This window comes from Streptomyces sp. NPDC051555, from assembly GCF_044454405.1.
In the GTDB taxonomy this organism is placed as follows: Bacteria; Actinomycetota; Actinomycetes; order Streptomycetales; family Streptomycetaceae; genus Streptomyces.
Genome location: NZ_JBITDP010000024.1, coordinates 103,180 through 129,467, shown reverse-complemented (window position 1 = coordinate 129,467; position 26,288 = coordinate 103,180). Strand labels below are relative to the sequence as shown.

Genomic DNA, 26,288 nt, shown 5'->3' with positions numbered 1-26,288 from the left:
CACCCGAAACCAACTTCATCGACCCACGATCCCAACTGTTCACCGGAACCGTATAACCCACCGTGAAGTCCCCGAACCCACCACCCGCATTCGCCAACGAGGTGTAGAAACCGATCTTGCTGTCCGCGTGGTAATAAGCCATCACCACATCCGACCGACCATCACCGTTCAGGTCGTGCGGGACGTCCGGGCGGACCGTGTCCCCGACCCAGCCGCCCAGGTCGTCGACGCGCGCGGAGACGGCGCCGGTCCGGGTCTCGGTCGCCGGTGTTCCGAGGCACCCGCCTTGCCAGGAGCGGCTGTTGACCCCGATGAGTTCGCCGGCGGCGTTCAGCAGCGGGCCGCCGGTGTCGCCCTTGCACATCGCCGCGCCGGCCTTCCCGGAGATCGCGAGGGTGGTCGCCGCGGCACCGTCCAGGCCGAAGGTGCCGGTGTGGGGCTTGTCGGGGACCCACTCGGTGCCGGTCCGACCGAAGCCGACGGCGGTGACGTCGGACCCGGCGGCGGGTGGCGCGGTCGCGCGCTTGACCGCCGCGACATCGGTGACCGACGTGGCGAGACGGGCGAGGACCAGGTCGCGGTCGGTACGGGGAACCAGCTCGGTGATCTCCACCGACTGGCCGGTGCCGAGCGTGGCGGTGGCCTTGAGGGCGGGTCGGCCCGCCGGGACCGCCGAGCCGGGTCTGTCCGCGAAGCAACTGGCGGCGGTCGCGATCCACGTCTGGTCGACGAGGACGCCGCTACAGGAGCGGGAGCCGTCCCCGTCGCCGACGACGATCCGGACGACCGGGGCGGACTGCGCGGGGGCGCTCGGGGGACCGGTGACCGCGAGGGCCGCCGTGGGTGCACCGACCTGGCCGACCGTCACCGCGATGACCGCGAGGCACAATCCGGTCGCCCACGCGGGGCGGGTACGGGAAACGGGCATGGGAGATCCTTCTGTTTCGGGTGCGATAGGGGAAATCCGCAACAGTGCTGGCAGAACGACTACTTGGCGGACCGGATCTCCATGAGCATGAAGTCGCGCCCCTGGTCGTCGGCGCTCTCGCCGACCGGGGTCCACGCGTTCTTGTTCACGTCGTACGTCTTCTCGTCGGTCCCGGTGGTCATGTCGACGCGGGTCGCGTAGCTGTTCCCCTTGACCGCGAAGACCGCCGGGATCTCCAGGGTCAGGTACCCGCTGTTCCCGGTGACCCGGAAGCAGATCTTCTCGTTGGACCGGGACCACACTTCGAGCAGGTCGGTCGCGCTCGCGCAGTCGGCCAGGAGAATGTGCCCGTCGCCCCGCTTCAATGTGATCCCCCGCTCGGCCAGGATCTTGTCGGCATTCGGATAGGCGAAGTCCTCTATCGCGTAGCCCGGTCCCTCGTCAGCGGCGGACGTGAGTTCCGTGCCGAATCCGCCCGCGATGGCGAGCCAGGCCAACGTGCCACCGCTCACGGCCAGACCCAGGGCCCGGAACACGGTCTTGCGAGCATTCATCTCGATGCCAATCGTCGATTTCGAAGGTTCTCGGAGGGGCGCGGGCTGTGATGGATCCGCCTCGTACACGGGTCCGATGCCCGCTGCGAGCCCCCGCTGCCGGATGGACAGTAGCCCCGGCCGGAGCAGCTCGGGTACCACTGGATTGCGACAAGAGCGGCGCGGTAGGCCGATATTGCACGCCTCTCGAGGGGCTCTATAGAGGGTCTTGAGAGGCGGGCCCGGCACCCTTTTGGAGGACTCAATTCCGGATCGAGGCCGGATGGGACTCCTCCATTTTTTTCTCGCCCGGGATTGCCGATCGCTCTTGCGCCCGTCCGGGGTGACGGTGCAATCCTTCTCGGCATACCGATCGCGGCACATTGCCTTCGATCGAATTCACATCCAATTCCGCTGGAGAGCCACTCGACGGTGAGCGGAATTCCCCTCGACCGTCCGACGGTGAGGCGCCCCGAGGGCGTGCACCGGGCGGGCGCCGACCCTAAGGAACTGTTGTGGACACCACCATGTGGAGCAGGCGTCGTCTCCTCGGCTCGATCGCGGCGACCGCGGTGGCGGCGACCTCCAGCCTTGTGCTCAATCCCGTCGCGGCGTGGGCGCAGCCCCCCGCGGACCCGGGGGGTGACGGCGACCTCTTACGGCTGCCCGACACCGAGCGCGCCAAGGTGGTCCGGGCGTGGATCCGGGGCGGCAAGGCCGTCCGCGCGTCAGCGGAAGCGGCGCTCGTGGGCACGGACGCCCACGTACGGGCCTTCCTGGCCACCCGGCTGGCGGCGGACACCGCCGTCGACAACCGGGTCGCCGTCCTCGCGCAGCTGGCCGCGGCGGGCAAGGGGATGCGACGCGAAGCCACTGCCGCGCTCGGCGCCGGTGACGCGGCGGTCACCGCGTTCCTCGACGGCGGCTACCGGCCCGCAGTGCTGGAGGACCTCCGGGTGGCCACCACCACCGTGATGGCGGTGAGCGGAAGGGCCGTCAACCGCGTCGGCAACACCGCACTGAACGCGGGCTCCTCGGAGGCGCTCGGGACCTTCCTCACCGACGGACAGTTCACCGCGCGACTCGAAGACGCCCGGGTCGAGGTCTCCACGCTCACCTTCCAGGCCGGACCCGAGGTGCAGAAGTACGCCAACCGCGCGCTGTCCGGCACCCCGGAGGACATCGAGTGGTTCCTGGACACGGGCCAGCACATCGCGCGGGCCCGCGACCAGGAGGCCACGAAGGTCGCGGAACTCGTCGCGGTCGTCCAGCGCGAGGGCAAGCGCGCCGACACCCTGACCAAGCAGGCGGAGGAGGCTTCGGCCCGCGCCGTGACGGCCGCGGCGCAGGCCAAGGAAGCGGCGCGGATCGCCGCGGCGGAGGCCAGGGCCGCCGCAGGCGACATCGTCAAGGCTGCCGCCGCGGCCCGCAGGGCCGGCGCGATCGCCCGGAGCGCGGCCGACGCCTCACGCCTGGCCATCGGCGCCTCGCACGCCGCCGTCCAGGCCTCCCGCCGGGCCGGCACCGCCGCCAATGCCGCCGGCGCGGCCGCGGCCGCCGCGGCCGGAGCCGCCGCGCGTGCACGCAAGTCGGCCATCGACGTCTCCCTGGACGCCACCATGGTCCAGCAGGCCAAGGACGCCGCCGTGGCGGCCCGCAACCTCGCCGCCCAGGCGCGCGGCGCCGCCGAGGCGGCCGGACACGCCGAAAACGCCTCGACGCAGTCGAAGAACGCGGCCTGGTACGCGCAAACGGCCGCCCGCGATGCTGATGAGGCCTCGAAGGAGGCGCGTGCGGCGGCCGATCAGCTGCCCGTGGCCAATGAGGAGGCCTCGAAGGCCCGGCAGGAGGCCGAGACCGCCGGTGCGCAGGCCGCGATCGCGACCAACGCCGCGGGGAACGCCGTACGTCTGGCCGATGCCGCGGCCGTGGCCGCACGTACCGCCCGTGCTGCTGCGAACAGCGCGGCCGACCACGCCGAGAAGGCCGCGGCGGCGGCCGAATGGGCGGTGCAGCACGCCGGTGAGGCAGTGGACCACGCCAACAAGTCGACCGAGTTCGCCGACGAGGCCACCAAGGCCGCGAACACGGCGACGGACGCGGTCAACCAGGCCGTCGCGGTCGAGAAGGCCGCGCGCGAGGCCGAGTGGCAGCGGCTGGAGTACGACACCCAACAGGCCGTGCACGAGATGCGGTTGCTCGCCCGCGACGAGGAGCAGCGCACCACCGAGCTCGCAGGACGTCGGACCGCGGACCAGCAGACCGCACAGCAGACGAAGGACCTCATCGCCCGGGCCGAATCCGCCCTCGGTGGCGCGGACCCCATGGCGGCCGCCGCCGCCGGCCGGGCAGCGGCACTTGCCGTGATGGGGGCCTCTCGCGGCGGCTGGTCCCGCGAGGCCGCACGCTTCGCGCTGGCCGGTACGGACGCCGACGTGCACGTCTGGGTCGACACCGACCGGAGGATCGCCGAGCGGCAGGACGACCGGGAGACGGCCCTCTACGTCGCCCGCACGAGCAACGCGGACGTCGCGGCGGCCGCGAGCCGGGCGTTGGCGAGCAGCGACATGGACGCGGCCACGACCTTCCTCACCACCGGCGCCGCCCAGGCCGCGGCCACCGGGTACCGCGTGGCGATCGCCCGCATCCTGGCCTCCGGCCCCGGCCGCGCGGTGACCAAGGTGGCGAACGAGGCGCTGGACGCCGCCACCCCCACCGCGCTGTACGGGTTCTTCGCCGGTCGGTTCGAGGCGGCGCAGCGCGAGGACGACGCGGTGGCCACCGCGACGTTGCTCGGCACCGCGGGCCCGTACACCAAGGCCCACGCGCAGGCGGCACTGGAGGGCCCGGCGTGGGCCCGCCGCAACTTCATCTCCCTGGTCCAGTTCAAGACCGCCCAGCTGGACTTCGATTCGGCCAGCCACATCGCGGGCGTCCAGGGTGCCATCGCGGCCGCGTCCAAGATCGCGTTCCGGGCGCAGGAGGACGCCGCCCGGGCCCAGGAGGCGGCGGCCAAGGCGCGCAACGCGGCCGCGGAAGCCCTGCGGTGGGCGGATCAGGCCAAGCAGTCGGCGATCCAGGCCGCCACCGCCGCACGATCGGCCGGCACGTACGCCGACTCCGCCGAGCAGGCCGCCAGTAACGCCCGAGCCTCCGCCGACCGGGCGAGCCAGGCCGCCGTCAGGGCGCGGACGGCCGCGCGCACCGCGAACTACGAGGCCAACCGGGCTCTGGCCAGTGCGAAGGAGACGGCCACGTCCGTCGCCGCCGCCCAGGCCGCGGCGGCCTTCTCTCACATCACGGCGATGCAGACCGCCGGCGATGTCGCCGCCGCGGCAGAGGCAGCGCGCGTGGCCCACGACGCCGAGAAGGTCAAGCGCCTCCAGGAGATCGTCACGGCCGCCGCCAAGGCCGCGGCCGACGCCAAGGCGGCCGGGAAGAACCCGGCGGACACGGCCGCGAACGACGCGGTGGACATCCCCGCCTACAAGGAAGCGGCCCGTGAGCTGGCCGAGTTGACGGAGTGGGGCAGCGTGGCCGCCGGGCTGGCCGGGGCCGGTTGCGCCGTCTTCGGGCTCGAACCGGCCGCGCTCGTCCTCGACGGCGTGGCAGTGGAGCTCTCCGAGATCACCGCGTTGCTCAAGGGGATCGGCTACGGCTGGACGAGCCACGAGTTCCAGGAGTCCCTCGCGATGGCCGGCCTGCACGTCATCACCTTCGGGCAGGGTGCGCTGATCAAGAAGTTGGGCGGCACGGAGCTCGTCAGCAACATCACGGCCGGTCTGCACTCGCTCGCTTCGCCGGTCGTCAGCCTTTTCCACAAGTATTTGTAGTCCCGCGGAGCCGGGCGGCGCTCAGCCGTCGCGCCCCCAGAACCGGTTCCGCCCCTTCGGTGCAGCGCGTCCCTGCCTTCAAGAGGCAGGGACGCGGCGCGGTGCACCGGCGCGGGCGCCGGCGTCCCTGCCGACGGGGCTACCAGATCTGGGCCACCCATTCGGGGTGGTCGACGAAGGGGTTCCGGTTGTGCTGGTAGGTGTCGTAGATGACCTGGTTGCGGCGCTGCTCGAAGGCGTCCGGCGGGTCCTGCTGGCTCCACTGCTTCAGCACGCTGATCCGGCCGATGGCCGGGGCCGAGCCGTTGTTGACCTTGTCGTTGACCTCGAGGTTCGCGAAGCCGTCACCGCCGTCGTAGCGGACCGCCATGTAGAGCAGCATGCGCGCGACGTCACCCTTGACGGCGTCGCGCGGCTCGAAGGAGTCCGAGTCCGTGAAGCTGCCCGGGGCCTCGGCGACCGGGCTGCCGCCCTTGTCGAAGTCCTTGTTGCCGCGGGTGCTGTTGACCGTGACGTCCTCGGGGCGCAGGTGGTGCAGGTCGGTGCCCGGGCCGGTGGCGGTGCCGAAGTCGCCGTGGCTCTTGGCCCAGACGTGCTCGCGGTTCCAGTCGTTGACCCCGCCGCCGTTGGTGGACTTGGCCTGGGAGCGGCCCGAGTAGACCAGGATCACGTTGTTGTGGTTGGCCGGGTCCTCGTCCGTCACCTTCAGGGCGTCCCACACCTGTTCGTAGGTGACCTTGGACTGCACCTTGATGATCTCGTGGAGCGCGCTCTTGAGGGCGGGCCCGGTCTTGCCCGTGGCGGAGGCGTAGTACGCGTCGACCGGTACGGAGCCCGCGAGGGGCGCGGCGGCGGGCGCCGCCTGAGCGGGCGCCTGGCCCGCGGAGGCGTGCGCCGGAGCGAACAGCAGGGCGGTTGCCGCGAGGCCCGCGGCCAGCGGCGCCAAGCGCGAAATTCTTATCACGTGGGGGGTACCTCTCCACACGCACCGCTCCCGCCCGGGGAATTGGCGGGACATCAGGTGGCAGAGCGAGGTTCACATTGTCATGTGCCGAACAGATTAAGAAAACATGTCGGGAACCTGACCCTCGCCGCCTGACCTCCCCTTCAGGCCCGCGCGCGTACGCCCCCCGGCGCCCTGCGGCGCGCCCGCAGGGCCAGCGCCCCCGCCGCCACGACCGCCGCCGCCGCTCCCGCGAGCGTCAGCAGCCAGACCGGGATGCCGTCTCCGATCGTCAGCAGGCGGTCCTCGTAGACCGCCCGGCGGTAGGGGGTGTCGGAGGCCGTGGCCCGCAGTTCGTGATCGCCGTCGATCCGCGAGGGCTCCGGGAAGCGCTGCTCGATGGCGGTGAGGAACACCGGCTCACCGCCGGTCAGTTCGGCCAGCGCGGCGCCCCTGGCGCCCGAGGCGTCGCCCTTCGGGTCGATGCGGTCGGCGAAGGTCACCTCGGGGGCCGCGCCGCCGATCGCGGAGCGGGGCTCCATCCGGTGGTCCGCCAGGACGTACAGCCCGAGCGATTGCGGGGTCTTCGCCAGCCGGGACAGCCTCATCGGATAGACCAGCCGGTCACTGGCGAAGCGGATCCGCAGCGGGTCCAGATCGCCGCCGAGGGTCCGGCCCGCCTCCTTGGACACGAGCCGCACCGCCACGTACTCCCACTTCTGCGCGACGTACGGCCCCAGTTCGGTGGCGAGCCCCTCGGGCAGCTCGAAGCCATTGGCCTGGAGCCACGCGCGCAGCGCCTGCGGGTCGGTCGCCGTCAGGCGTGCGACGTCGAAGTCGCCGAGCTGCTCGCGCCCGACGACACCGACCGGCGGCGCCCCGCCGGGGCGGGCGGCGCCCACCTCGTCCCGGCCCCCCGAGCCGAAGGGCCAATCCCGGTCCCGGGGCCAGAAGTAGCTCCGCGTCCGGTGTTCGGGCCGGGTCAGCTCGGCCAGGTCGGCGAACAGGTCGGGGTCGCCGAGCTCCACGGTCGCCCGCCCGGGCACCGGCATGATCCAGGCGGCCCGGTGGGCGTCCCCGCTGACGCTGAACCGCATCACGATCTGTTCGGTGGCGCCGTCCCAGCGCACCACCGAACTCTCCCGGCCGACCCCGATCCGGGACCGCCCGTCGGGGATCGTCGCACCGCAGCCGCAGGCGTAGGCCGGGCTGATCAGCGAGCCGAGCTGGGCCGCGAGCAGGGCGAGCAGCACGGCGAGAATCCTTCTGTTCCTCCACACGGGGTCTCAGACGGCCGGCGCCGTGATCCGGTTCCGCCCGCACGCCGGCGACCTCGACGCCTACACCCGCTCAACCCCTCGCGGTATGCCGCCCGCGTCACTCCCTCAGGATCACCGGGACGGCCGCCGCGAGGAGCCCCGCGCCCGGGAAGTGCAGTCGGTCCAGGACCGCGCGCCGCGGCCACTGGGCGGCCCGGTGGAAGCACAGGTCGCTGGGGGTCGGGGAGTCCCGCAGGTCGGCGACGTGCGCACCGGCCGGGAGAGCGGTCGCCGCCGCGCGCAGCGGGTCGGTGGAACCGGCCCACTCGGCGACCGGGACCGGCCGGGTCCAGGCTTCCCCCGTGTTCGGGAACATCCAGTGCGTGGCCCCGGACAGCGCCCGGGCGAAGTCCGTGCTCGCGGCGGCCCCGCGCGCCAACCGGACCAAGGTCAGCAAGAACACCGGCAACGACTCGGCGAGCAGGGCGAGTTCGGGATAGGTGCGCAGCTGCCGGGGATCGGTGGGGACGGAGACGACGGCGCCCCACTCGCCGCTCTCCGGGTCGATCCGGACCTGTACGAGGGCGGAGCTGCGGCCGTAGTCCACGCGCGCGACCGGGTGGTACGAGCCGTCGCCGCCCATCATCCGGTGCGTCTCGGGGTCGACGGCATGCACCCCGTCGGCCTCGGCGCCGGGCAGCAGGCGCAACGGTGACAGGCCGGACATCCGTACGCAGCCGACGGCGCGCAGCACCGTACGGATCCCCTCCGGCACCGGTACCTCCCACGCGTCCATCACCGCGTCCGAGCAGCCCGTATCCAACTGGACCAGTTCCGGGAACTCGACTGCCAGCGACTGGAGTTCGACGACCGCACGACTCGGCGCGTCGGCGGGCACCCGGTGGCGCCGGACCGGCCGACCCAGGAAGTCTCCGCTCACCACGCTGCGGAGCAGCAGGGCCCGGCCGTCGCCGACCAACCGGAACTGGACCTCGCTGCTCCCGGTGTCGCCGGTGTTGAAAGAGGTGGAGAAGTACGGTTCCCAGCCGATCCCGCAGGGGTGGGCCGGCAGGTCGCGCAGGTCGGCCACGTCGGTGAGTGGATCGCCCCGGCCGACGAGCCCGGCGAGTTCCGCGTCGGAGCCCTCGGCGACCAGGGTGGTGGGCCGGGCGGGCACGAAGTGCCGGGGCACGGGTCGCTCCTCCGGGTCCGCCCCCGCCGCCAGCTCGGTGGCGAAGCCGGTCAGCCAGCCGGTGAAGCCGGGTGCCTCGACGGTGATCTCCTGCTCGCCCCAGGTGTGTACGGCGACGACCGGACCCCAGTCGGCGCGACCGTCACCCTCCGTGCCACCGCCGGCCCCTGCCCCGTTCTCCGTCCCGGCCCCGGCGGTCGGCACGCCGACGATCAACGACCCCTCGCCGCTGTGGATCTCACCGAGGGTCCAACACCCGTCGGGGAAGCGGGGCGTGCCGTACGGGCCGAACTCCAGGCGCAGGTAGTCCACTTCGAGCCCGCCGACCTCCCGCAGCACCACGCGCACGGCCTCGGGAACCCGCACGGGCCAGGCGTCGAAGTCGCAATCCCGGAAGCCGGCGAGGAGTTCGACCTCGTCGGGCCGCTCCGCGGCCAGCGCGCGCAGTGCGGCGAGCGCGGCGGGACCGTCCGCCCGTGTCGCCGTAGCCCCTTCGGTCGCGGTCACCGCCGCCACCGCGTCGTTCGTGTCCTGGCCGTCGTCCGGCATGGCCCCGCCTCGGGTCGTGTGATCGTCTTCGCGCCCGAGCCTACCCAGCGCACCCGCTCCGAGCGGCCGCGGTCGAGCCCGGTGCGCCGGTCGCCGGTACCCGGGCGCGACACACCATGAAGTCCGGCCGGTCCAGTTCGGCCGCCACCTCACGGGCCAGCCGGACCAGGTCCTCGCCGCCCGGCCCGGACAGCGTCCAGACAACGGCCCCCGCCGTCCCCGCGGCCGGTGGCGGGGCGGCGGCGAAGAGTTCCCGGAGGTCCGCCTCGGCGGTCGCCGCACGGGGCAGGTGCAGGGGTAGGTAGCGCACCGGGGCCGTGTCCACCGCGCTCGCGGTCACGCTCCCCCCGCCGATCAGCAGCTCGGTGTAGCCGCGCCCGCCGCTCTCGCCGGGGCCGCGCCCGTGCGCGTTGCCCGAGTAGCCGGCGCGCAGGCCGCGCGCGGGCGCCAGGCGGTGGTGGACGTGCCCCAGGGCCCAGTAGTCGTAGCCCGCGGCCGCCAGCGTCCGCACGCTGGTCGGGGCGCAGGTCCTGCCGCTCCACGCGCCGTGCAGGCTGGTGTGCAGCAGCCCTATGTTGGCCAGTCCGCGGATCCGGGGCGGAAAGCCGGCCGCGAGGTCGCGCAGGTCATCGGCCCGCACGATCGACTGTCCGTGGACGGCCGTCCCGAGGTGGTCCCAGTGGACGGTCTGCGGTGCGTGGGCGTCCAACCAGCGGACGGAGGGCGGCAGGTGGAGCTTCTGCGGCAGGGGCGACTCGGCGTCGTGGTTGCCGGCGACGACGACGGTCACGAGGCCCTCGTCGTGGAAGCGGCCCAGTGCGTCCTGGAAGGCCGTCAGCGCGGTGGCGTCGGCGTGGTGCCGGTCGAAGACGTCCCCGGCGACGAGCACGCCGTCGTAGCGCCCGTCGACGACCCTGCGCACGAGCGCGTCCAGGGCGTCGTACGGGGCCTGCTCGGCGTCGATCCCGGGGGCGCCGGGGTAGTGGTCGAGCCCGCGCAGGGGCGAACCGACGTGCAGGTCGGCGAGGTGCGCCAGCCGTATTCGCTCGGGGTCGGCGGGGGCGGAGCGGCCGCCGTGGCGCTGCGCGCCCGCGGCGTCCGGGGTGGAGCGTGACGGCCGGGCGGGGAACGGCGCGGACGGCGGTGTCATGGTGTCCAGCATGCCGAGGCGGGCGGCCCGGCGGGAACCCCGTGGCCGGATCCGGGACCCCGGGAACGCGGTCGGGAGGGGTGCGCCGCGCGGCGTCGCCACGGGCGGTGCGGTGCGGGGCACGAGGCGGGGACCGGGACGCGCCCGCCGCCCGGCGCCGCGGGCGTGCGGCCGGTGATCGGCACGAAATCACCGGGCACGGTGCCGGCCCAGGACGAGGTCCGTCTTGAAGGCGTTGCGCTTCAACAGCCAGCCTTCGGCGCGCAGTTTCCCCATCAGGTCGGCGCGCAGCCGCACAGCCTCGGCGAAGGTCTCGGCCTTGGCGGTGATCTCGGCGAACCAGGACTCCCGGCCGTCCGCGTCGCACAGCGGGGTGATCTGCAACTCCACCGCGTGGCCGAGGACCTCACCGGGGTAGTTGGTCTGCCGGACGGGCCCGTGGATCAGGGGGCTGGCCGCGACGGCCTCCGCCCAACCAGCCGGTTTGGCGGGCCAGTTCTTCATCTTGCCGGGCAGCCGGTCCAGCGCGATGGCCCGGCACTCCGCCGGGTCCGGAAGCGCTCCCGGGGCGAGGTCCGGCGCGGGCTCGCGCTTCTTGTTGGAGAAGTCGAGCGTGGCCCGCGAGTAGCTCAGGTTGACCTGCGGGTCGTAGTTGGTGGCACGGCAGTCGAAGCGGTGCGCGTTGGCCCGGTCGAGGGCCTCTTCGACCGCGGCGAGATCGGTCCCGTCCCCGACGATGTCGAACCGGGTCTTGTAGGTCAGGCGCAGCCGGTCCTCGGCGCCGTCGTGCCGGAACCGGATGATCCAGCCCGCGCCGGCGAAGCTCAGCTCGGCGTCGTCCATGTACTGGGTGACCTCGAAGCCGCTCGACTGCCCGAGCCCGAGCGCCACGGCGGCCCGATCCAGCGGGGTCCCGTCGGCGCGCAGGATCCGGTGCGGGTCGACCAACAGCTTGACCTGATAGGTGGGCGCAGCATTGGCCGCACTCCCCTGCCCGCCCACCACCTGCCCGCCCACCACCTCCCCGGTCGACGCCTCGGCCGGCGACACCTCGCCCTCCGGCACCCGGCCCGGTCGTGTCGCGGCGGTACGTGCCTCCGCGGTTCCGCCGGTGCCGCATCCGGCACCGGCCGGCCCGGGCGCGCCGGGAGCTGCGCCGCCGACCTCGGCCGGCACGGCCGCACTCCACGTGGCTGTCCCCACCACTGGCCCCTCACCCTCCCCCGACACCAACACCGACATCCCCGAGCATCCGTCGCACATCAACCCATCACGCACCACACGCCATCAGTCCGGGCGAACGACACGGAACCGGTCAGGTGAACGGCGCGTGAACTCGGGCCGGGACCCATGTCCTGACCTGCGGGGCCGTCCGACCTTACGGGGTGAGGGAGGTCGCCGCACACTCCGTCGCCATCTCGTGACGAAGGGCGCCCCACCCGTACGCCCGTCCGTACGCCCACCCGCGCCCCGCGGCCGCCCCGCGCGCCGACCCCGCCCGCCCCGCACCGGCCGGGGACGGCAACCGCCGCCCGCCCCCGGCCCGCCGGGATCAACCCGCAGGTGAGGGGATGAATCCGGAGGCGTGGAAGTAGCCGATGCACGCGTCGAGGAACGCGGCGTCGACCGGCGGGCAGACCAGCCCACTGCCCATGAGATCGGCCTCGATCCGCTCCCGGCCCAGCGCCGGGAAGTGATCGGTCGTGCAGAGTTCCTCCAGCGTCAGCTCGCTCCCGGCCGCCAGCGTGGTGAACCGGGGGGCGAACGGGGCGAAGGAGTGGCCGGGTCGCTCGGCCAGATGCGCCTGCATCGCCTCGGTCCAGCGGTGGTAGCCGACGGTCTCGATCCGGTGCCCGTGCACCCGCAACCGCTGCACGAGGTCGTCGAGCAGCGCCTGGTGCGGGTTCACGTGGTGGTACGTCTGCCCCTGGGCCTCCCGGTGCACGGCGAGGTGGACGATGGAGGCGGCCACGTGGTCCACGGGGACGAAGTTGAGCGCCACCGGCAGGTCGGGGGCGAGGCCCAACTCCGTAATGATCTTGAACAATTCACAGAGGGCGGCCCCGCTGTCCCAGGTGCGGCTGACGGTGTCGCCGGTGATCTCGTGCGGCCGGTGCACGGCCACCGGCAGCCCGGCCCGACCGGCCTTGCGCAGCAGCTCCTCCGCGATCCACTTGCTCTCGGTGTACCCCATCGAGAGGAGCTCGACGTGGTCGAGCGGGGTGTCCTCGCCGACCTCTCGCACCCCGGCCGCGCCGAACCCGTGCACCACGCCGATGGTGGAGACGTAGTGCAGCGGTACGCCCCGGCGCGCCGCGAGCGCGATCAACTCCCCGGTGCCGTCGACGTTGGCCGGGCGCAACTGCTCATAGGGGTAGAGGAAGTTGACGTCGGCACCGCAGTGGTGGATCACGTCCGCGAGGGCGGCCTGATGGTCGAACTCGGCGTCCGTCAGCCCGAGGCGGGGCCGGCCCAGATCGCCGAGCAGCGGGTGGATCCGGTCCAGGGGCAGGGGCCGGGTGATGCCGTGGCGGCGCTGGGCCCGGGCGATCCTGCGGTGGGCGTGCGCGAGGTCCCGGGCGCGGACCAGCAGGTGCAGCTCGGCCTCGGTGCGGTCGAGGAGCTCGCGCAACAGGTGGGCGCCGAGGAAGCCGCTGGCCCCGGTGAGCAGCACGTGGCGGGGCACCCGCCAGTCGGGCCGGTCGTGCGCGGTGATGGGTACGGGCGTCACGCGCGGCACCCGCCGCTCCAGATCCGCGAGCCAGCGGCCCGCGACGGGCGCGCCGCGCGGGGTCGGCCGGTCGTGGACGGTGGCTTCGACCGCGGCGATGAAGGCCTTGAGGGTGGGCTGGTTGAGGAGGTCGCCGACCAGCCGGTAGCTGTGCGCGCCGCCGATGGACAGGACGGCCTGGACGGTGTTGACGAGCTGGGCGGCGATCAGGGAGTTCCCGCCGCGGACGAAGAAGTCGTCGTCGGGGGCGTGCGGGACGCCCTGCGGGAGCGTCTGTTCCCAGATCCGGGAGACCAGGGCGGCGATGGACTCGCGGTCGGCCCCCGCGGCCGCCGCTCCGTCCGCCCCTTCGGGGAGCGGGCCGGACGAGGACGCCGACGGCGGGGCGTCCGCGGCGGCGGACCCCGGGCCGACCGGACCGGCGGTCGGGGCCAGGGCGAGCAGCGCCGCCCGGTCCACCTTGCCGTTCGCGGCCAGCGGCAGCCGGTCGAGCACCGTGATCGTCGCCGGGACCATGAACGCGGGCAGCCGCTCGGCGAGGTGGGCGCGCAGCTCCCGTACGCCGGGGTGCGGTCCGGGGCGGGCGGCGGCGGCGAAGAGGGCGAGGTGGCGGGTGGGGCCGTCCTCGCGGGCCAGCACCACGGAGTCGGTGATCCCGGGGTGGGTCGCGATCGCGTCACGGATCTCATCGGGTTCGATCCGGAACCCGCGCACCTTGACCTGGTCGTCGCGGCGGCCGCGGAACTCCAGCGTGCCGTCCTGCGCACGGCGTACGAAGTCCCCCGTGCGGTAGAAGCCGGCGGCCCCCGCCGCCGCGTCCCGGGCCACGAAACGGCGGGCGCTCTCGGCCGGGTTGTTCAGGTAGCCCGCGGCGACGGCCGGGCCGCCGATCCACAGCTCGCCCTCCTCCCCGGGCCCGGCCGGGGCGCCGTCCTCCCGGAGCACCCGGCAGACGGTGTCGGCGATCGGACGGCCGATGGGGATGCCGGTGGCCCCCTCGGGGACGGACTCCACCTGGTGGGCGACCGCCACGCAGGCGGTCTCGGTGGGGCCGTAGGCATTGACCAGCCGCTCCGGCCGCCCGAGCTCCAGCACGCGGCGGGCCGCGTCCGGGCGCAGGGCCTCGCCGCCGGTCAGGACGTAGCGCAGGCCCGCGAAGGTCTCGGGCCGCTCGTGCGCGATGTGGTGGAAGACGCTGGTGGTGGCGAAGAGGACGGAGACGGCCTGCTCGCGCAGGAAGGTGGCGAGGGCGTACGGGGCGAGCAGCAGGGTGGAGTCGGCGGGGACCAGGCAGGCCCCGTTCAGCAGGGCGGGCCACATCTCCAGCACCGAGGCGTCGAAGGAGAGCGTGGCCGCGTGCAGCACGCGGTCGGTGGGGAGGACCTCGTAGAAGCCGTTGTCCACGGAGAGCCGGACCAGCCCGCGCTGCGGCACGGCCACGGCCTTGGGGCGCCCGGTGGTGCCGGAGGTGAACATGACGTAGGCGGGCACGTCGGCCGTCACCGCGGGCCCGGCCTCGCCGCCGGACGCCTCGCTCTCGCCCTCACCCTCGCCCTCCCGGAGGCGGGCCCGTCCAGCGGCCAGGATCTGCTCGTGGTCCCAGGTGGGGGCGATGTCGGGGTCGACCGAGACCGCGCCGGGCAGCCGGACGACGGCGAGGGCCGAGGCGTCCTCCAGCATGCCGGTCACCCGGGCCGCGGGCAGGGTCGGATCCAGCGGCAGGTAGCTGGCCCCGGCGCACACCACGCCCAGCAGCGCGACGCAGGCCTGGGGGCCGCGAGGGCCGGCGACCGCGACCACCGCGCCGGAGGTGACGCCCAGGGCGCGCAGTCCGGACGCGAACTCCCGCACGCGGGTGGCCAGTTCGGCATAGGTGTAGCGCGTACCGCCCGGCTCGTCCACCGCGAGGCGCTCCGCGTGCAGCCGGGCGCGCTCGAAGAACAGCTCCGCCACCGGCCGCGCGTGGACGCTTCCGTCCGCCGGGGCCACCACGTCCGCCGGGCCCGACAGGTCTGCCCGACCCGCCCACCCCGCCGGGTCCACCGCTGTTCCGGTCATCGCCGATCCCCCTCCTCGTCAGGGACGGAAACGTATCCTCCGCTCGGTTTCCCTGAAGCGGGCCAACGTTTTCCAGCCATCGGAGAGGGTCAACACGGCGCGAATCCACGGGATCAGCGGGACATCTAAGCCAAGTCCCGCGCGCGGGCGGCCTCGACGATCCCGGATTCGTAGGCGGCGATGACCGCCTGTGCGCGGTCGCGCACCCCGAGTTTGTTGAAGACGTTCGTGATGTGGTTCTTGACGGTGGAGCCGCTGATGTCCATCTCCCCCGCGATCTCGCCGTTGTCGAGGCCGGTCGCCATCAACCGCCATACCTCGGCCTCCCGGGGCGTGAGGTCGCCGACGACCGGGACCGGCATCGCGGAGCGGGGCGGGGCCGCGGTGGTGACGTAGGCGGAGAGCAACCGCGTGAGCAGACGCGGAGCGACCGCCGCCTCGCCCGTGTGGACGGTGCGGACCGCCGCCAGCAGTTCCTCGGGGGAGACGTCCTTGGGCAGGAAGCCGGAGGCGCCCGCGCGCAGGGCGGCCACCACGTACTCGTCCAGGTCGAAGGTGCTCAGCGCGAGGACCCGGCACCCGGGCAGCTCCGCGGCGATCCGTCCGGTGGCCCCGACCCCGTCGAGGACCGGCATCCGGATGTCCATCACGACGACGTCGGGGTGGTGGCGGTGGGCGAGGGCCACGGCCTCCTCGCCGTCACCCGCCTCGGCGACCACGACGATGTCCGGGTCGGGCCCGAGGATCAGGGCCAGCCCGCGCCGCACCAGCGGCTGGTCATCGGCGATCAGCACCCGGATCGGCCCCGGCGCCCCGCCCTCGGCGATGCCCGCCGTGCCCGCCGCGCCTCCCGTCGTCCCGCCCGCAGTTCCGCTCGTCGTCCCGCCCGCCGCCGCGCTCATCGCCGCGCCCCTTCTCGTACGTCCTGTGATGCCGACCCCCGCACGGACCCCCGCACGGACTCCCGCACGGATTCGCCCACGGACTCCCGGGCGGACGTTCCCGCGCGCGGGTCGACCGGGAGGTCGGCCGCCACCCGGAACCCGCCCTCGTCGAGCGGACCGACGTCCAGCGTGCCGCCCTGCAGCGCCACGCGTTCGCGCATGCCGATCAGACCGTACCCGGAGCCGCGCCGCCCCGACCGGGCCGGTGGCGCCCCGCCCCCGGGGCCGGTCACGCCCACCCCGTCGTCGCACACCTCGACGGTGATCCGGTCCGGGTGGTAGGCGATCCGTACGGACGCCCGCGCGTCCCCCGCGTGCTTGCGGGCGTTGGTCAGCCCCTCCTGGACGACCCGGAAGACGGTGAGGCCGACGGTCGGGGGCAGCGGGTACGGCTCCCCCAGGACGCTCAGTTCGGTCGGCAGGCCGGCTCCGCGGGACTCGGTGACGAGCCGGTCCAGGTCGTCGGCGCCGGGCTGGGGGGCCTCGGGCGCCGCCGCGTCCGGGGGCGGGTCGTCGGCCCGCATGACGTCGAGTAGCTGGCGCATCTCGCTCAGCGCGAGCCGGCCGGAGCCCTCCAGCGTCACCAGGGCCTCGCGCGCCGCCTCGGGGGCCCTCTCCAGATTGGCCCGTGCGCCACCCGCCATCAGCTGCATGACGGTGATGTGGTGGGCCACGATGTCGTGCAGCTCCCGTGCGATGCGGCGGCGTTCCTCGGCGACGGCCCGGTCGGCCAGCAGCCGGCGGTTGGCCTCCGCGTCCCGCTGCCAGCGGTTGACCAGCAAGGCGGCCCCGACCACGATCACCGCCGAGGTCGCGTACCCCAGCGCGGCCATCCCGAACGACACCCCGCGGACCGATCCGAGCAGGGACAGGGCGACGATCGCCAGGCTCACCCCGGCCGTGGCTGCCGGGCGCCCGGTCCGGGCGACCGCGTACAGGGCAATCACCAGGCTGGTGTTGATGCCCGGGGCGACCGGCAGGCCGATGCGCAGGGCCACTTCGAAGACCATGACCGCCGCGAAGACGGCCACCGGGAAGCGACGGCGCACGAGCAGCGGGAGCGCGGAGGCCACGAGGAGGAAGACCTCGCCCGGGGCGCCCGGCCAGTGCCCGGCCTGCCGCGCCATGCCGTAGGCGATCAGGTCCGCCGCCACCGCGCCGATGGTGACGAGCGCGTCCTCACGCGTCCACAGCGGTGCCGCGGCGTCTCGGCCGCTCATCTGGTCCTCCCCCGGGCCGCCGACCAACCCTCCGGCCCCGTGCCGGTGGCGCCGCGACCACGCCCGGACCCATTCTCGCACCGGGTCCGTGCAGCGACCACGGACCGCGGGGGGAGTCCCTGACCAGGACCAGGGTCCTGGTCCGCGCCCTGCGCCGGACCAGGCTCCCCGTCCGGTTCTCATCCCGCACCCCGATGATCGCGGCCCCTCCTCCTGATGGTCTGGATACAGGCCGGGAACCACCCGGAACACCCGTCCCGCACCGCCCCGCACCACCGGAGGAAATTCGTGATCCGCGCCCTGACCGGCTTCTCCACCAGGAACCCATGGAAGGTGATCGCCCTCTGGGCCGTGCTGGGCATCGCCATGACCTTCCTCAACGGTGCCCTCGTCTTCCGCGTCACCGGAGCCCAGCCGGGCGACTTCCTGCCCGCCGGCTACGACTCGGCCGCCGCGCTGAAGGTCGCCGAAGAGCGCTTCGGGGTGAAGCCCGACGCGAACACGGTGACCGTCCTGGTCGGCCGGTCCGACGGGGCCCCGCTGACCGGCGCCGACGAGCAGCACGTCAAGGCCGCGGCGGAGAAGCTGGGGCGCAAGCGCGTGGCCATGCCCCCGCCGAAGAACGACGGCCCGAAATTCCTCCTGCTCGACCATTCGCAGACCCCGCTGGTGGCCCCCGCCATGACCGCGCCGGACCGGAGCTTCCAACTGCTCTCGGTCCAGCTGACGGGCAACTCCATGGACCCCGGTCTGTTGGACGTCTTCCGCGCGTTCCGGGCGGACGCCCGGGCCGAGTTCGCCGAGGCGGGCCTGCGGAGCGGGTTCACCGGCGGCATCGCGTCGGTCACCGACACCACCGATGCCGGGGAGACCAGGTCCAAGGTGGTGGGCGGCCTCACCATGGCGCTGATCGTGCTGCTCAACGTATTCGTCTTCCGCAGCGTCCTGGCCGCCTTCCTGCCCCTGCTCGCGATCACCTTCATCGGCGGTGTCGCGGGGGGCGCCGTCTCGGGGACCGCGATGCTCACCGGCATCAAGCTCGACGGGTCCACGCCCAGCCTGATCGGGGTGGTGCTGCTGGGCATCGGCATCGACTACTTCCTCTTCCTGCTCTTCCGCTACCGCGAACAGCTGCGCGCCCAGCCCGAGCGCAACGCCCGCGCCGTGGCTGCCGAGGTCTCCGGCCGGGTGGGTACGGCGATCACCTCGGCGGCGCTGACCATCGTGGCCGCCTTCGCCACCCTCGGGATAGCCTCCTTCGGCCAGTTCCGGGTGCTCGGGCCGGCCATCGCGGTGTCGGTGCTGGTGATGCTGCTCGGCAGCCTGACGCTGATGCCGGCCATGCTGGCGATGGCGGGGCGCAAGATGTTCTGGCCCTCGCGGGCCCTGAAGCGGGCCCCGCGCCCGGGTACGGCCGGGCGGCTCGGCGACCTGGTGGCGCGGCGGCCGGTGGCCCTGGCCCTCGCCTCCGTGGCCCTGCTGGGCGTGCTGGCCACCGGGCTGGCCGGGATCGCGATGGACTACGGCCAGGGCGGCAGCGGCGAGAAGACGGCGGCCACCGAGACCGCCGCCGAGATCGGCCGCGCCCTCCCGGCGGACGCCTGGGAACCGACGACCGTGTACGTCACCGCCCGCGACGGCGGCGCCCTCACCACCGGGCGCCTCGACGGGCTCTCCCACGCCCTCGCCACCGTCAAGGGCGTCGGCCGGGTCGGGCAGACGACCCTGAACGGGGACCACCGGGCCGCCCGCATCGATCTGTTCCTGACCGTCGATCCGCAGACGCAGCCGGCCCGCGACCTGGTCGCCGGTCCGGTCCGCGCCGCGGTGCGGACCCACTCCCCGGAGGGCACCCAGGCCCACGTGGGCGGCACCGCCGCGGTGTTCGTGGACATAGCCGACGCCGTCGACCAGGACCTGCGGATCGTGTTCCCGGTCGCGGCGGCCCTGATCGCCCTGATCCTGATCGTCCTGCTGCGCAGCCTGCTCGCACCGCTGATCCTGATGGTCTCCGTCGGGCTCGGCTTCGCGGCTACGCTCGGCGCCTCCGCCCTGGTCTTCCAGCACCTCCTGGACAAGCCCGGCGTCGCCTTCACCCTCCCGCTGGTGCTGTTCCTGTTCGTCGTCGCCCTCGGCACCGACTACAACATCCTGATCAGCGACCGGATCCGGGAGGAGATGGAACGTCCCGGTCCGGCCCGGGCGGCCGTGGCCCGCGCCGTCCGCAGCACCGCGCCCGCCATCACCACGGCGGGCCTGGTCCTGGCCGGATCCTTCGGCAGCCTGGCGGTCGCGCCCGACCCCGGCTCGCGGCAGGTGGGCTTCGCCACCGCGGTCGGCATCCTGCTCTCCGCCTCCGTCCTGTCGCTGGTCCTGGTGCCCGCGCTGGCCGCGCTCCTCGGCCGCGGCACCTGGTGGCCCGTCCGACCGGGACGCACCAAGCACCGGACGCGGACCCCGCAGGCCCCGCAGAGCCCGCAGTCGGCACCCGAGCCGCACCACGTACCGTCCCCCTGACCCATGCCCTTCCGCACGCCCGCACCCACCCGGTCCGCACGACCGGGTGGGTGCCCGCGTTCTCCGCGCCCGCCGTGTCCGGGAGGGTTCGCGGGCGCGCGGCGCTACAGCGTGGTGCGGTCCAGGGCCGCGTCGCGGACGTCGGGCTCCGGGTGGTGGCGCAGGGTGCGCAGCAGGTCGCGGTGGGCGGCGGGCCAGTGTGCGCGCAGTCCGGCCGCCGTGAGCAGGGCCACCGCGAAGAGGCCCTCCGTACGGTCGCCCGTGGCGGCCAGCCGCCCCGCGACCGCGTGCAGCGCCTCGGGGGTCCCTCCGTCCTCGGTGAGGGCGGCGGCGCGCAGCGTGTCCGTGGTGGCGCGGACCAGCCCCGGGCGGCCCGCGTGAGCGCGCGCCAGGAGGATCAAGGAGTCGTACACCTCCTCGTGCGATGACGCCGGTTCGAAAGCGCGGGCGCTCAGGCGGATGCCGGCCGCAGTGGTGGCGTCGTAGGCCGTGAGCGCCGCGGCCACCTCGGCCACGACCGCGCGCAGGGCGCCGTCACCGTGGCGGACCCGGTCGAGCGGAGCGGCGAGTCGGGTCGCGAGGTGGGTCGCGAGGTGGGTGGTCCGACGCAGCGCGGGCCGGTCCCGCAGCGCCCCCGCGTCGTCGGGGCCGTCGACGGACCGCCGGTCGGCCGCGATCAGCGCGTCGACCGCCCTCCGGACGCCCCGGCCCGCCTGCGGGCTGCTCGCGGCGGCGTCCGCGAGGACGTCCGCCGCGGCGGACCAGCCCCGCCGGTCACCGAGGTCCACGGCGACCGCGAGCAGCGCCTCCACCACCTGGTCCGGGGCCCAGGGCAACCAGGAGGCGAGGGACCGGCAGGCGGCGGCGACCTCCTCGGGCTCCGCGCCGGCGCTCCCGGCGACGACGATCCGGGCGTAGGGGGCCCGCGCCGCCTCCGGCAGCTCCGTGGGAGCCACCCGCAGGACCGCGGCCCGTTCGGCGGGACCCCCCTGCGCGGCCGCGGCCAGCAGCCGCGCGGCGCGCTCGTCACCGATCAGCGGCGCCGCGAAGGGCACGCAGGCGGCCCGTACGTCGGGGTGCTGGCCCGGCGCCGCGAACGCCTCGGCGAGCACGGCGGCGACCCGGGGGCGGCGCAGTCGGGCGGCGGCGAGCCGCACGGCCTCCTTGCGGCTCGTCACCTTGGCCGCTCCGGGCGCGGTCAGCGCGCTCAGGACGCCCTCCAGCCCGGTGGGCGACACGTACCGCGAAGCCCGCGTCGCCGCGTAGACGGCGACGCGCGCCCGGTCCCCGCCCGCGTGGGCGAGCAGTTCGGGCAGCGTCTCCCCGGGGCGGTCGGTCCATACGAGGGCGGCGAGCGCGGCTTCGGCGAGGAGCACCTCGGGTGCGGCGGTGGCCGCGCGCACGACGGCCAGCCCCCGGCCGGGGATGCGGGCCACGGCGTCGACGGCGAAGGCGCGGCTGCTCAAGGACAGCGTCGCGTCCGCGCACTCGGCGGCCAGGGCCTCGGCGACACGGCCCTGTTGGCGGCCGGTCCACCGGTGCACCCCCGAGAGGTACGGCCGGGGGCGCCGGCTCGCGTCGTGGAAGCGGCCGGCCGGCCGCTCGCCGATCAGCGCGCCGAGCAGGTCGGTGCGCTGGTGGGTCACCACGTGGGCCACCTGGGACAGCGACACGGCGGAGGGGTCCGCGGCCAGCAGTTCCTCGACGCGCGCGCCGCGGTGCGCCCGGGGCGCCAGCCACAGGGCGACGGCCGCCCGCGCGGTGCTCGATTCGCCCCGGTGCACGGCCGCCACGAGCAGTCGCTGGAGCGCGGGCAGTTCGGCGGCGCGCCGGCCGAGGGCGTGCGCGAAGGCCACTGCCGGCCGGAACTCCCCCTTCTCCGCGCAGGTTTCGAACCACGGCCGCAACGCCTCGTAGAGCGGGCGTTCCTGCCCGTGGCCCAGGACCTGGTCGAGCCGCCCGAGCGGAAGCCGATGGGTGCGTCCGAAGTCGTCGACGACGGTGCGCAGCGCCCAGGCGCGCAGCGCGGAGTCCGCTGCCGACGCGTGTTCGCGCAGCACGCCGAGGGCGGTGCGGGCCAGGGCGCCGCGCGTGGAGTGGGAGCAGTCGCGGGCCTCGACGGCGTCCCGGGCGATGCGTTCGAGGTGCGGTGCGGCCCCGTCCCCGAGGAGCGCCGGCCGTACGTCGGCCAGCGCGCCCAGGGCCGCGGTGCGTACCGGGTCCTGCTCGCTGCGCAGGCGGGCCATCTCGGCGAGTACGAGGAGCACGGCCTCGGGGTCGCCCGAGCGCCCCGCGTTGGCGATGAGCAGCCGCCAGCCCACGGCCCGGTCGTGGGCCACGGGACCGGTCGTGGCGGCGAGCAGTTCGGGGCGGGCCTCGGTGGGCGGCAGGTGGGCGACGGCGAGCCGCAGGGCGCTCGCGCCCTCGCCCCGCTCCCGCGCCGCCCCGATCGCCCGGCGCGCTTCGGCCGCCGCCGCGGCGCGGGGCAGTGCGGCGAGCAGCTCGGTGTCGATGCGGGTGTCCGCGCCGCCCGCGGCTTCGTCGACGCGACCCTCACGGACCGCGTCGACGAAGGTCGCCCGGCGCCCGGGCGGCAGGGCCGCGGTCAGTCGGGCGAACTGGCCCGGATGCGCACGATGGCGGTGGAGCGCCCTGCCCAGCGCGAGCAGGGTCTGCGGCGAGGCGCCGCGGGCCAGCCTGGCCAGGACCACGGGGCGTCCGGCGACGCTTTCGGGCAGGAGGTCGCCGCTCGGGGTGATCAGGAGCCGCAGGGTGCGGTCCGGGTCGGCGTGCGACAGGGGCGCGGCCAGCCGGCGGAGCGGGCGGGGCAGCCCGTTCCCGGCGCCGCGCTCCAACAGGTCCAGCACCCGCAGCGGCCGGGCGACGGCCAGGGCCTCGACGGCGGACGCCCTGCGGTACCACCAGTCGACCCGCAACGCCTCGGGCAGGGTGCGCAGTTCCCCGTCGAGGGCGTCGGCGAGGAGGTCGGGGTGCCGGCGGGCGAGATGGCCCCAGCCCTTGACGGCGTACGAGACGGCGGGCAGCAGCCGCTCGACGGTCGCCGCCCCGCATCCGGGGAGCAGTACGGCGGCCTCGGCGTCGCCCCAGTCCGCGCGGACCGCGTCGACGAGCCGGTCGGCGAGCGCGGTGCGGTGACCGGCGACGACGGCCCGCAGCAGCTGGCCGCGGACGGCCGCGGGGGCGTCGTCGAGGGCGGCGGCGAAGTCCTCGTCGTCGACGCGGGCGGCGACGGCCAGCGCCTGCCCGCGCACGACGGCGTCCGGGTCGGCGAGCCGCGCCGCGATCCAGGCGGTGTCCCCGGCCACGGCGGCGGCGAGGACGCCGAGCGAACGCTCGTAGGTGCCGCGCCGGTCCAGGGTCGCGGCCAGCGCGGCGGCCCGCTCGGGTCCCATGTCCCGCACGCGGGCGACGAAGGAGCGCGTGCGTGCGCGGTACGCGAGGGGTTCGAGCGCGTCGAGGAGCAGGTCCGCGGGGTCCCGGAGATCTTGAGCCATGCGGACAAGTGTCACCGAGGGCGGCCGCGGCTCAGGGCCCCGGGGTTGCCGCGGGGGCGGCTCCGCTCGGGTCCGTCGCGGACGTGCGCCGTCACCCCGCCGCGGGCGCGTCCAGGGGGAGGTGCGCGCGTGCGCCCCGACCGTGCACCCCGCGGGCGGCGACGCGGCAGCCGACGCAGTCCGCGTGACCGGCGAGGGCCGCGGTGTCGCGCACCCGCCAATCGCGCAGGGCGTGCGGGCTGGGCCCGCTCGCCTTGCCCCAGCCCGCGAGGTGCAGGACCCAGGTGGCGAGGACCGACAGGAGGACCAGCGCGAGGCCGGCCCACACGCCGGGGGTCGAGCCGAGGCAGACGGCGAGGCCGGTGACCGTCGAGCCGAGCACGCCCACGACGGTTCCGGTCCAGCCGGCCACGGTGTGGCCCATGTCGACGTCTCCGTGCGCGCTCATGATTCTCCCGGGGTAGGCGACAGTAGGCTCGGAGCAGGATCTTTCATCTCACGAGCTAAGTTACTTAGATGCTAAGGAGTATTCGCGTGGACGGCAAGCCCCGCCCCCCGGCCACGGCCGGGGAGGCGATCCAGCGCATGGACGCCTACGTCAGCCTCGGCCTGGTGGGCCAGCAGGAGGTGGCCCAGCTGCTGGGGCTGAACGTCACCGATCTGACCTGCCTCGGACACGTCCTGGGCGCCGGGGAGAACCCGCTCGGCGCCGGCGACCTGGCCGAGCGGGCCAACCTCACCACCGGGGCCGTCACCGGCGTGCTCAACCGGCTGGAGCGCGCCGGGTACGCCCGCAGGCAGCCCGACCCCTCGGACCGGCGCCGGGTGCGGGTGGTCGCCGATCCGACCGCCGCCGCGCGGGTGGTCGCGGTGTACGAGCCCTTCTACGCCCGGCTCGCCGCGCTCTTCGCCGACTACTCCCCCGACGAGGTCGCCGTGATCGCCGACTGGTTCGCCCGGGCCGCCGACGAGGCCCGCGCCCACCTGGAGCACGTACGCTCCACCAGCGACCGGATCACCGCGCCCTGACGCGGTCACCGGAACCGGGTGCGCGCACCGGCCGCGGGCCCTTCGGGCGCCGGTGGTAAAGTGGGTTGGTTACTTGCGGCGCACGGCATTCGGACCGGTCGCCGACGCACGACGAAGCCGGGGCCCGTACCGCTGGGTACGGGCCCCGGCTCGTTCCGGCTCGTTCTCGCGCATGCCCGCCCGGCCGTCCCTCGGCCCGGTCCCGGACTCCTCGACGACGTGCTCCGTATCGAGGAAGGCTCTCCGTTTGAATCCGTCAGCCCGTGGCCGCTTCGGCGTCCAGCCCGGCAGGCCCCCCAAGACCGCGAAGTCCCCCAAGAAGTCCGCGCGGCCCCTCGCGCCGCAGGGCGAGTTCGCGATGCCGCAGACGATCGCCCCGGCCCTGCCCGCGGTGGAGGCGTTCTCCGAGCTGGGGCTGCCGGAGCAGCTGATGGCGACGATGGCGGAGCAGGAGGTGCGCGAGCCGTTCCCGATCCAGGCCGCCACCCTGCCCAACGCCCTCGCGGGGCGCGACATCCTCGGCCGCGGGCGCACCGGCTCCGGCAAGACGCTGGCCTTCGGTCTCGCGATGATCGTGCGCACGGCCGGACGCCGCGCCGAGCCCAAGCGCCCGCTCGCGCTGGTCCTCGTACCGACGCGCGAACTCGCCCAGCAGGTCACCGAGGCACTGACCCCCTACGCCGACGCCATGAAGCTGCGCATGGCCACGGTGGTCGGCGGCCTGTCGATCGGCCGTCAGGTCAGCGCCCTCAAGAACGGCGCGGAGATCGTCGTGGCCACGCCCGGGCGGCTCAGCGACCTGGTCGGGCGGCGCGACTGCCACCTGGAGCGCGTCAAGATCACCGTGCTCGACGAGGCCGACCAGATGACCGACATGGGCTTCATGCCGCAGGTCACCGAGATCCTCGACCAGGTGCACCACGACGGTCAGAAGATGCTCTTCTCCGCCACCCTCGACCGCAACGTCGACCAGTTGGTGCGCACGTACCTCAAGGACCCGGTCGTCCACTCGGTCGACGCCTCCGTCGGCACGGTGACGACGATGGAGCACCACGTGCTCCACATCCACGCCGCCGACAAATACGAGACCGCCACCGAGATCGCGGCGCGCGACGGGCGGGTGCTGATGTTCCTCGACACCAAGCACGCCGTGGACCAGTTCACCCGCCATCTGAGGGCCAACGGCGTACGGGCCGAGGGCCTGCACAGCGGCAAGTCGCAGCCGCAGCGCACCCGCACGCTCGCCCAGTTCAAGACCGGCGCGGTGACCGTCCTGGTCGCCACCAACGTCGCCGCGCGCGGACTGCACGTGGACGATCTCGACCTCGTCGTGAACGTCGACCCGCCCGCCGACCACAAGGACTACCTGCACCGCGGCGGCCGTACGGCCCGCGCGGGCGAGTCCGGCCGGGTCGTCACGCTGGTCACCCCGAACCAGCGCCGTGACATGACGCGGCTGCTGGCCGACGCGAAGATCCGCCCCACCATCACCCAGGTGCGCTCGGGCGACTCGCTGCTCAGCAGGATCACCGGGGCGAAGAGGCCCTCCGGCGTCCCGCTGGCCGGAGCCGCTCCCGCCGACGGCGGCAAGGACGGGAAGGCCGGCAAGGGCAACAGCACCCTCGCCTTCCGCGGCATGGGCACCCGGCCGGGACGGCCGGGCGGCAAGGCCAAGGAGTCCCGCAAGACCACCGAGGCGCGCCAGGCCGCCGAAGCGCGCGCTGCCGCACGGGTGCGCCGCGGGGGCTGAGCGTCCGCCGCGTGAAAGCGGAAGCGGAAGGGGCCGGGTGCGCGATGCGCGCACCCGGCCCCTTCCGTCGGCCCCCAGGACCGGCGCGCCCGGGGCAGCGGCGGCGGCGCGCGACGATCGCCCGCGGCACCCTGGGC

16 protein-coding genes are annotated in these 26,288 nt (G+C 74.5%); 4 read left to right on the top strand and 12 right to left on the bottom strand.

What is annotated here, in order from left to right; all coding sequences use genetic code 11:
- Together ACIBEA_RS35175 and ACIBEA_RS35170 are read right to left on the bottom strand one after the other, a co-directional pair.
- The coding region (locus tag ACIBEA_RS35175; RefSeq protein ID WP_399267252.1) for a trypsin-like serine protease at positions 1–928 on the bottom strand (928 nt) is incomplete at its 3' end.
- Between the two features lie 59 nt (positions 929–987).
- Entirely contained in the window at positions 988–1,482 is a 495-nt protein-coding gene (locus tag ACIBEA_RS35170; protein WP_399267251.1) for a hypothetical protein, read from the bottom strand.
- 494 nt (positions 1,483–1,976) lie between these two features.
- Here ACIBEA_RS35170 and ACIBEA_RS35165 point away from each other — a divergent pair, with 494 nt between their 5' ends.
- Positions 1,977–5,294, top strand: a complete 3,318-nt coding sequence (locus ACIBEA_RS35165; protein ID WP_399267250.1) for an ALF repeat-containing protein — start codon at positions 1,977–1,979, stop codon at positions 5,292–5,294.
- Between the two features lie 139 nt (positions 5,295–5,433).
- On the opposite strand, the gene ACIBEA_RS35160 is transcribed toward ACIBEA_RS35165, so the two are convergent.
- The 8 genes from ACIBEA_RS35160 to ACIBEA_RS35125 all read right to left on the bottom strand — a co-directional run bounded on the left by ACIBEA_RS35160 (position 5,434) and on the right by ACIBEA_RS35125 (position 17,340).
- Positions 5,434–6,240 carry an endonuclease I family protein gene (locus ACIBEA_RS35160; protein ID WP_399267249.1) on the bottom strand — a complete coding sequence of 269 codons (807 nt, stop codon included), beginning with the start codon at positions 6,238–6,240 and terminating at the stop codon, positions 5,434–5,436.
- A gap of 161 nt (positions 6,241–6,401) precedes the next feature.
- Positions 6,402–7,487 (bottom strand): DUF2330 domain-containing protein, encoded by a 1,086-nt coding sequence (locus tag ACIBEA_RS35155; RefSeq protein ID WP_399267262.1) that lies wholly within the window; start codon positions 7,485–7,487, stop codon positions 6,402–6,404.
- 127 nt (positions 7,488–7,614) lie between these two features.
- The gene (locus ACIBEA_RS35150) at positions 7,615–9,237 is read right to left on the bottom strand and encodes a hypothetical protein (RefSeq protein WP_399267248.1); all 1,623 of its coding nucleotides are present in this window, start codon (positions 9,235–9,237) and stop codon (positions 7,615–7,617) included.
- 40 nt (positions 9,238–9,277) lie between these two features.
- Positions 9,278–10,387: an exonuclease SbcCD subunit D gene (locus ACIBEA_RS35145; protein ID WP_399267247.1), complete on the bottom strand. Its 1,110-nt coding sequence runs from the start codon at positions 10,385–10,387 to the stop codon at positions 9,278–9,280.
- A gap of 189 nt (positions 10,388–10,576) precedes the next feature.
- Positions 10,577–11,590: a hypothetical protein gene (locus tag ACIBEA_RS35140; protein WP_399267246.1), complete on the bottom strand. Its 1,014-nt coding sequence runs from the start codon at positions 11,588–11,590 to the stop codon at positions 10,577–10,579.
- A 349-nt stretch (positions 11,591–11,939) separates the two neighbouring features.
- On the bottom strand, positions 11,940–15,176 hold the full coding sequence (locus ACIBEA_RS35135; protein ID WP_399267245.1) for an amino acid adenylation domain-containing protein: 3,237 nt from the start codon (positions 15,174–15,176) through the stop codon (positions 11,940–11,942).
- A 125-nt stretch (positions 15,177–15,301) separates the two neighbouring features.
- Complete coding sequence (locus ACIBEA_RS35130; protein WP_399267244.1) at positions 15,302–16,078, bottom strand: response regulator; 777 nt, start codon at positions 16,076–16,078, stop codon at positions 15,302–15,304.
- A complete protein-coding gene (locus tag ACIBEA_RS35125) occupies positions 16,075–17,340 on the bottom strand; it encodes a sensor histidine kinase (RefSeq protein WP_399267243.1) in 1,266 nt (421 codons plus the stop codon). The genes ACIBEA_RS35130 and ACIBEA_RS35125 overlap by 4 nt, the downstream gene beginning before the upstream one ends.
- Positions 17,341–17,556: 216 nt before the next feature.
- Between ACIBEA_RS35125 and ACIBEA_RS35120 the strand changes: the two genes are divergently transcribed.
- Complete coding sequence (locus tag ACIBEA_RS35120) at positions 17,557–19,857, top strand: MMPL family transporter (RefSeq protein WP_399267242.1); 2,301 nt, start codon at positions 17,557–17,559, stop codon at positions 19,855–19,857.
- A 104-nt stretch (positions 19,858–19,961) separates the two neighbouring features.
- On the opposite strand, the gene ACIBEA_RS35115 is transcribed toward ACIBEA_RS35120, so the two are convergent.
- Both ACIBEA_RS35115 and ACIBEA_RS35110 read right to left on the bottom strand, forming a co-directional pair.
- A complete protein-coding gene (locus ACIBEA_RS35115) occupies positions 19,962–23,372 on the bottom strand; it encodes a hypothetical protein (protein WP_399267241.1) in 3,411 nt (1,136 codons plus the stop codon).
- 91 nt (positions 23,373–23,463) lie between these two features.
- A complete protein-coding gene (locus ACIBEA_RS35110) occupies positions 23,464–23,820 on the bottom strand; it encodes an HGxxPAAW family protein (protein ID WP_399267240.1) in 357 nt (118 codons plus the stop codon).
- Between the two features lie 86 nt (positions 23,821–23,906).
- Here ACIBEA_RS35110 and ACIBEA_RS35105 point away from each other — a divergent pair, with 86 nt between their 5' ends.
- Together ACIBEA_RS35105 and ACIBEA_RS35100 are read left to right on the top strand one after the other, a co-directional pair.
- A complete protein-coding gene (locus ACIBEA_RS35105; protein ID WP_399267239.1) occupies positions 23,907–24,401 on the top strand; it encodes a MarR family winged helix-turn-helix transcriptional regulator in 495 nt (164 codons plus the stop codon).
- 358 nt (positions 24,402–24,759) lie between these two features.
- Positions 24,760–26,151, top strand: a complete 1,392-nt coding sequence (locus ACIBEA_RS35100; protein WP_399267261.1) for a DEAD/DEAH box helicase — start codon at positions 24,760–24,762, stop codon at positions 26,149–26,151.
- Positions 26,152–26,288 lie beyond the last annotated feature (137 nt).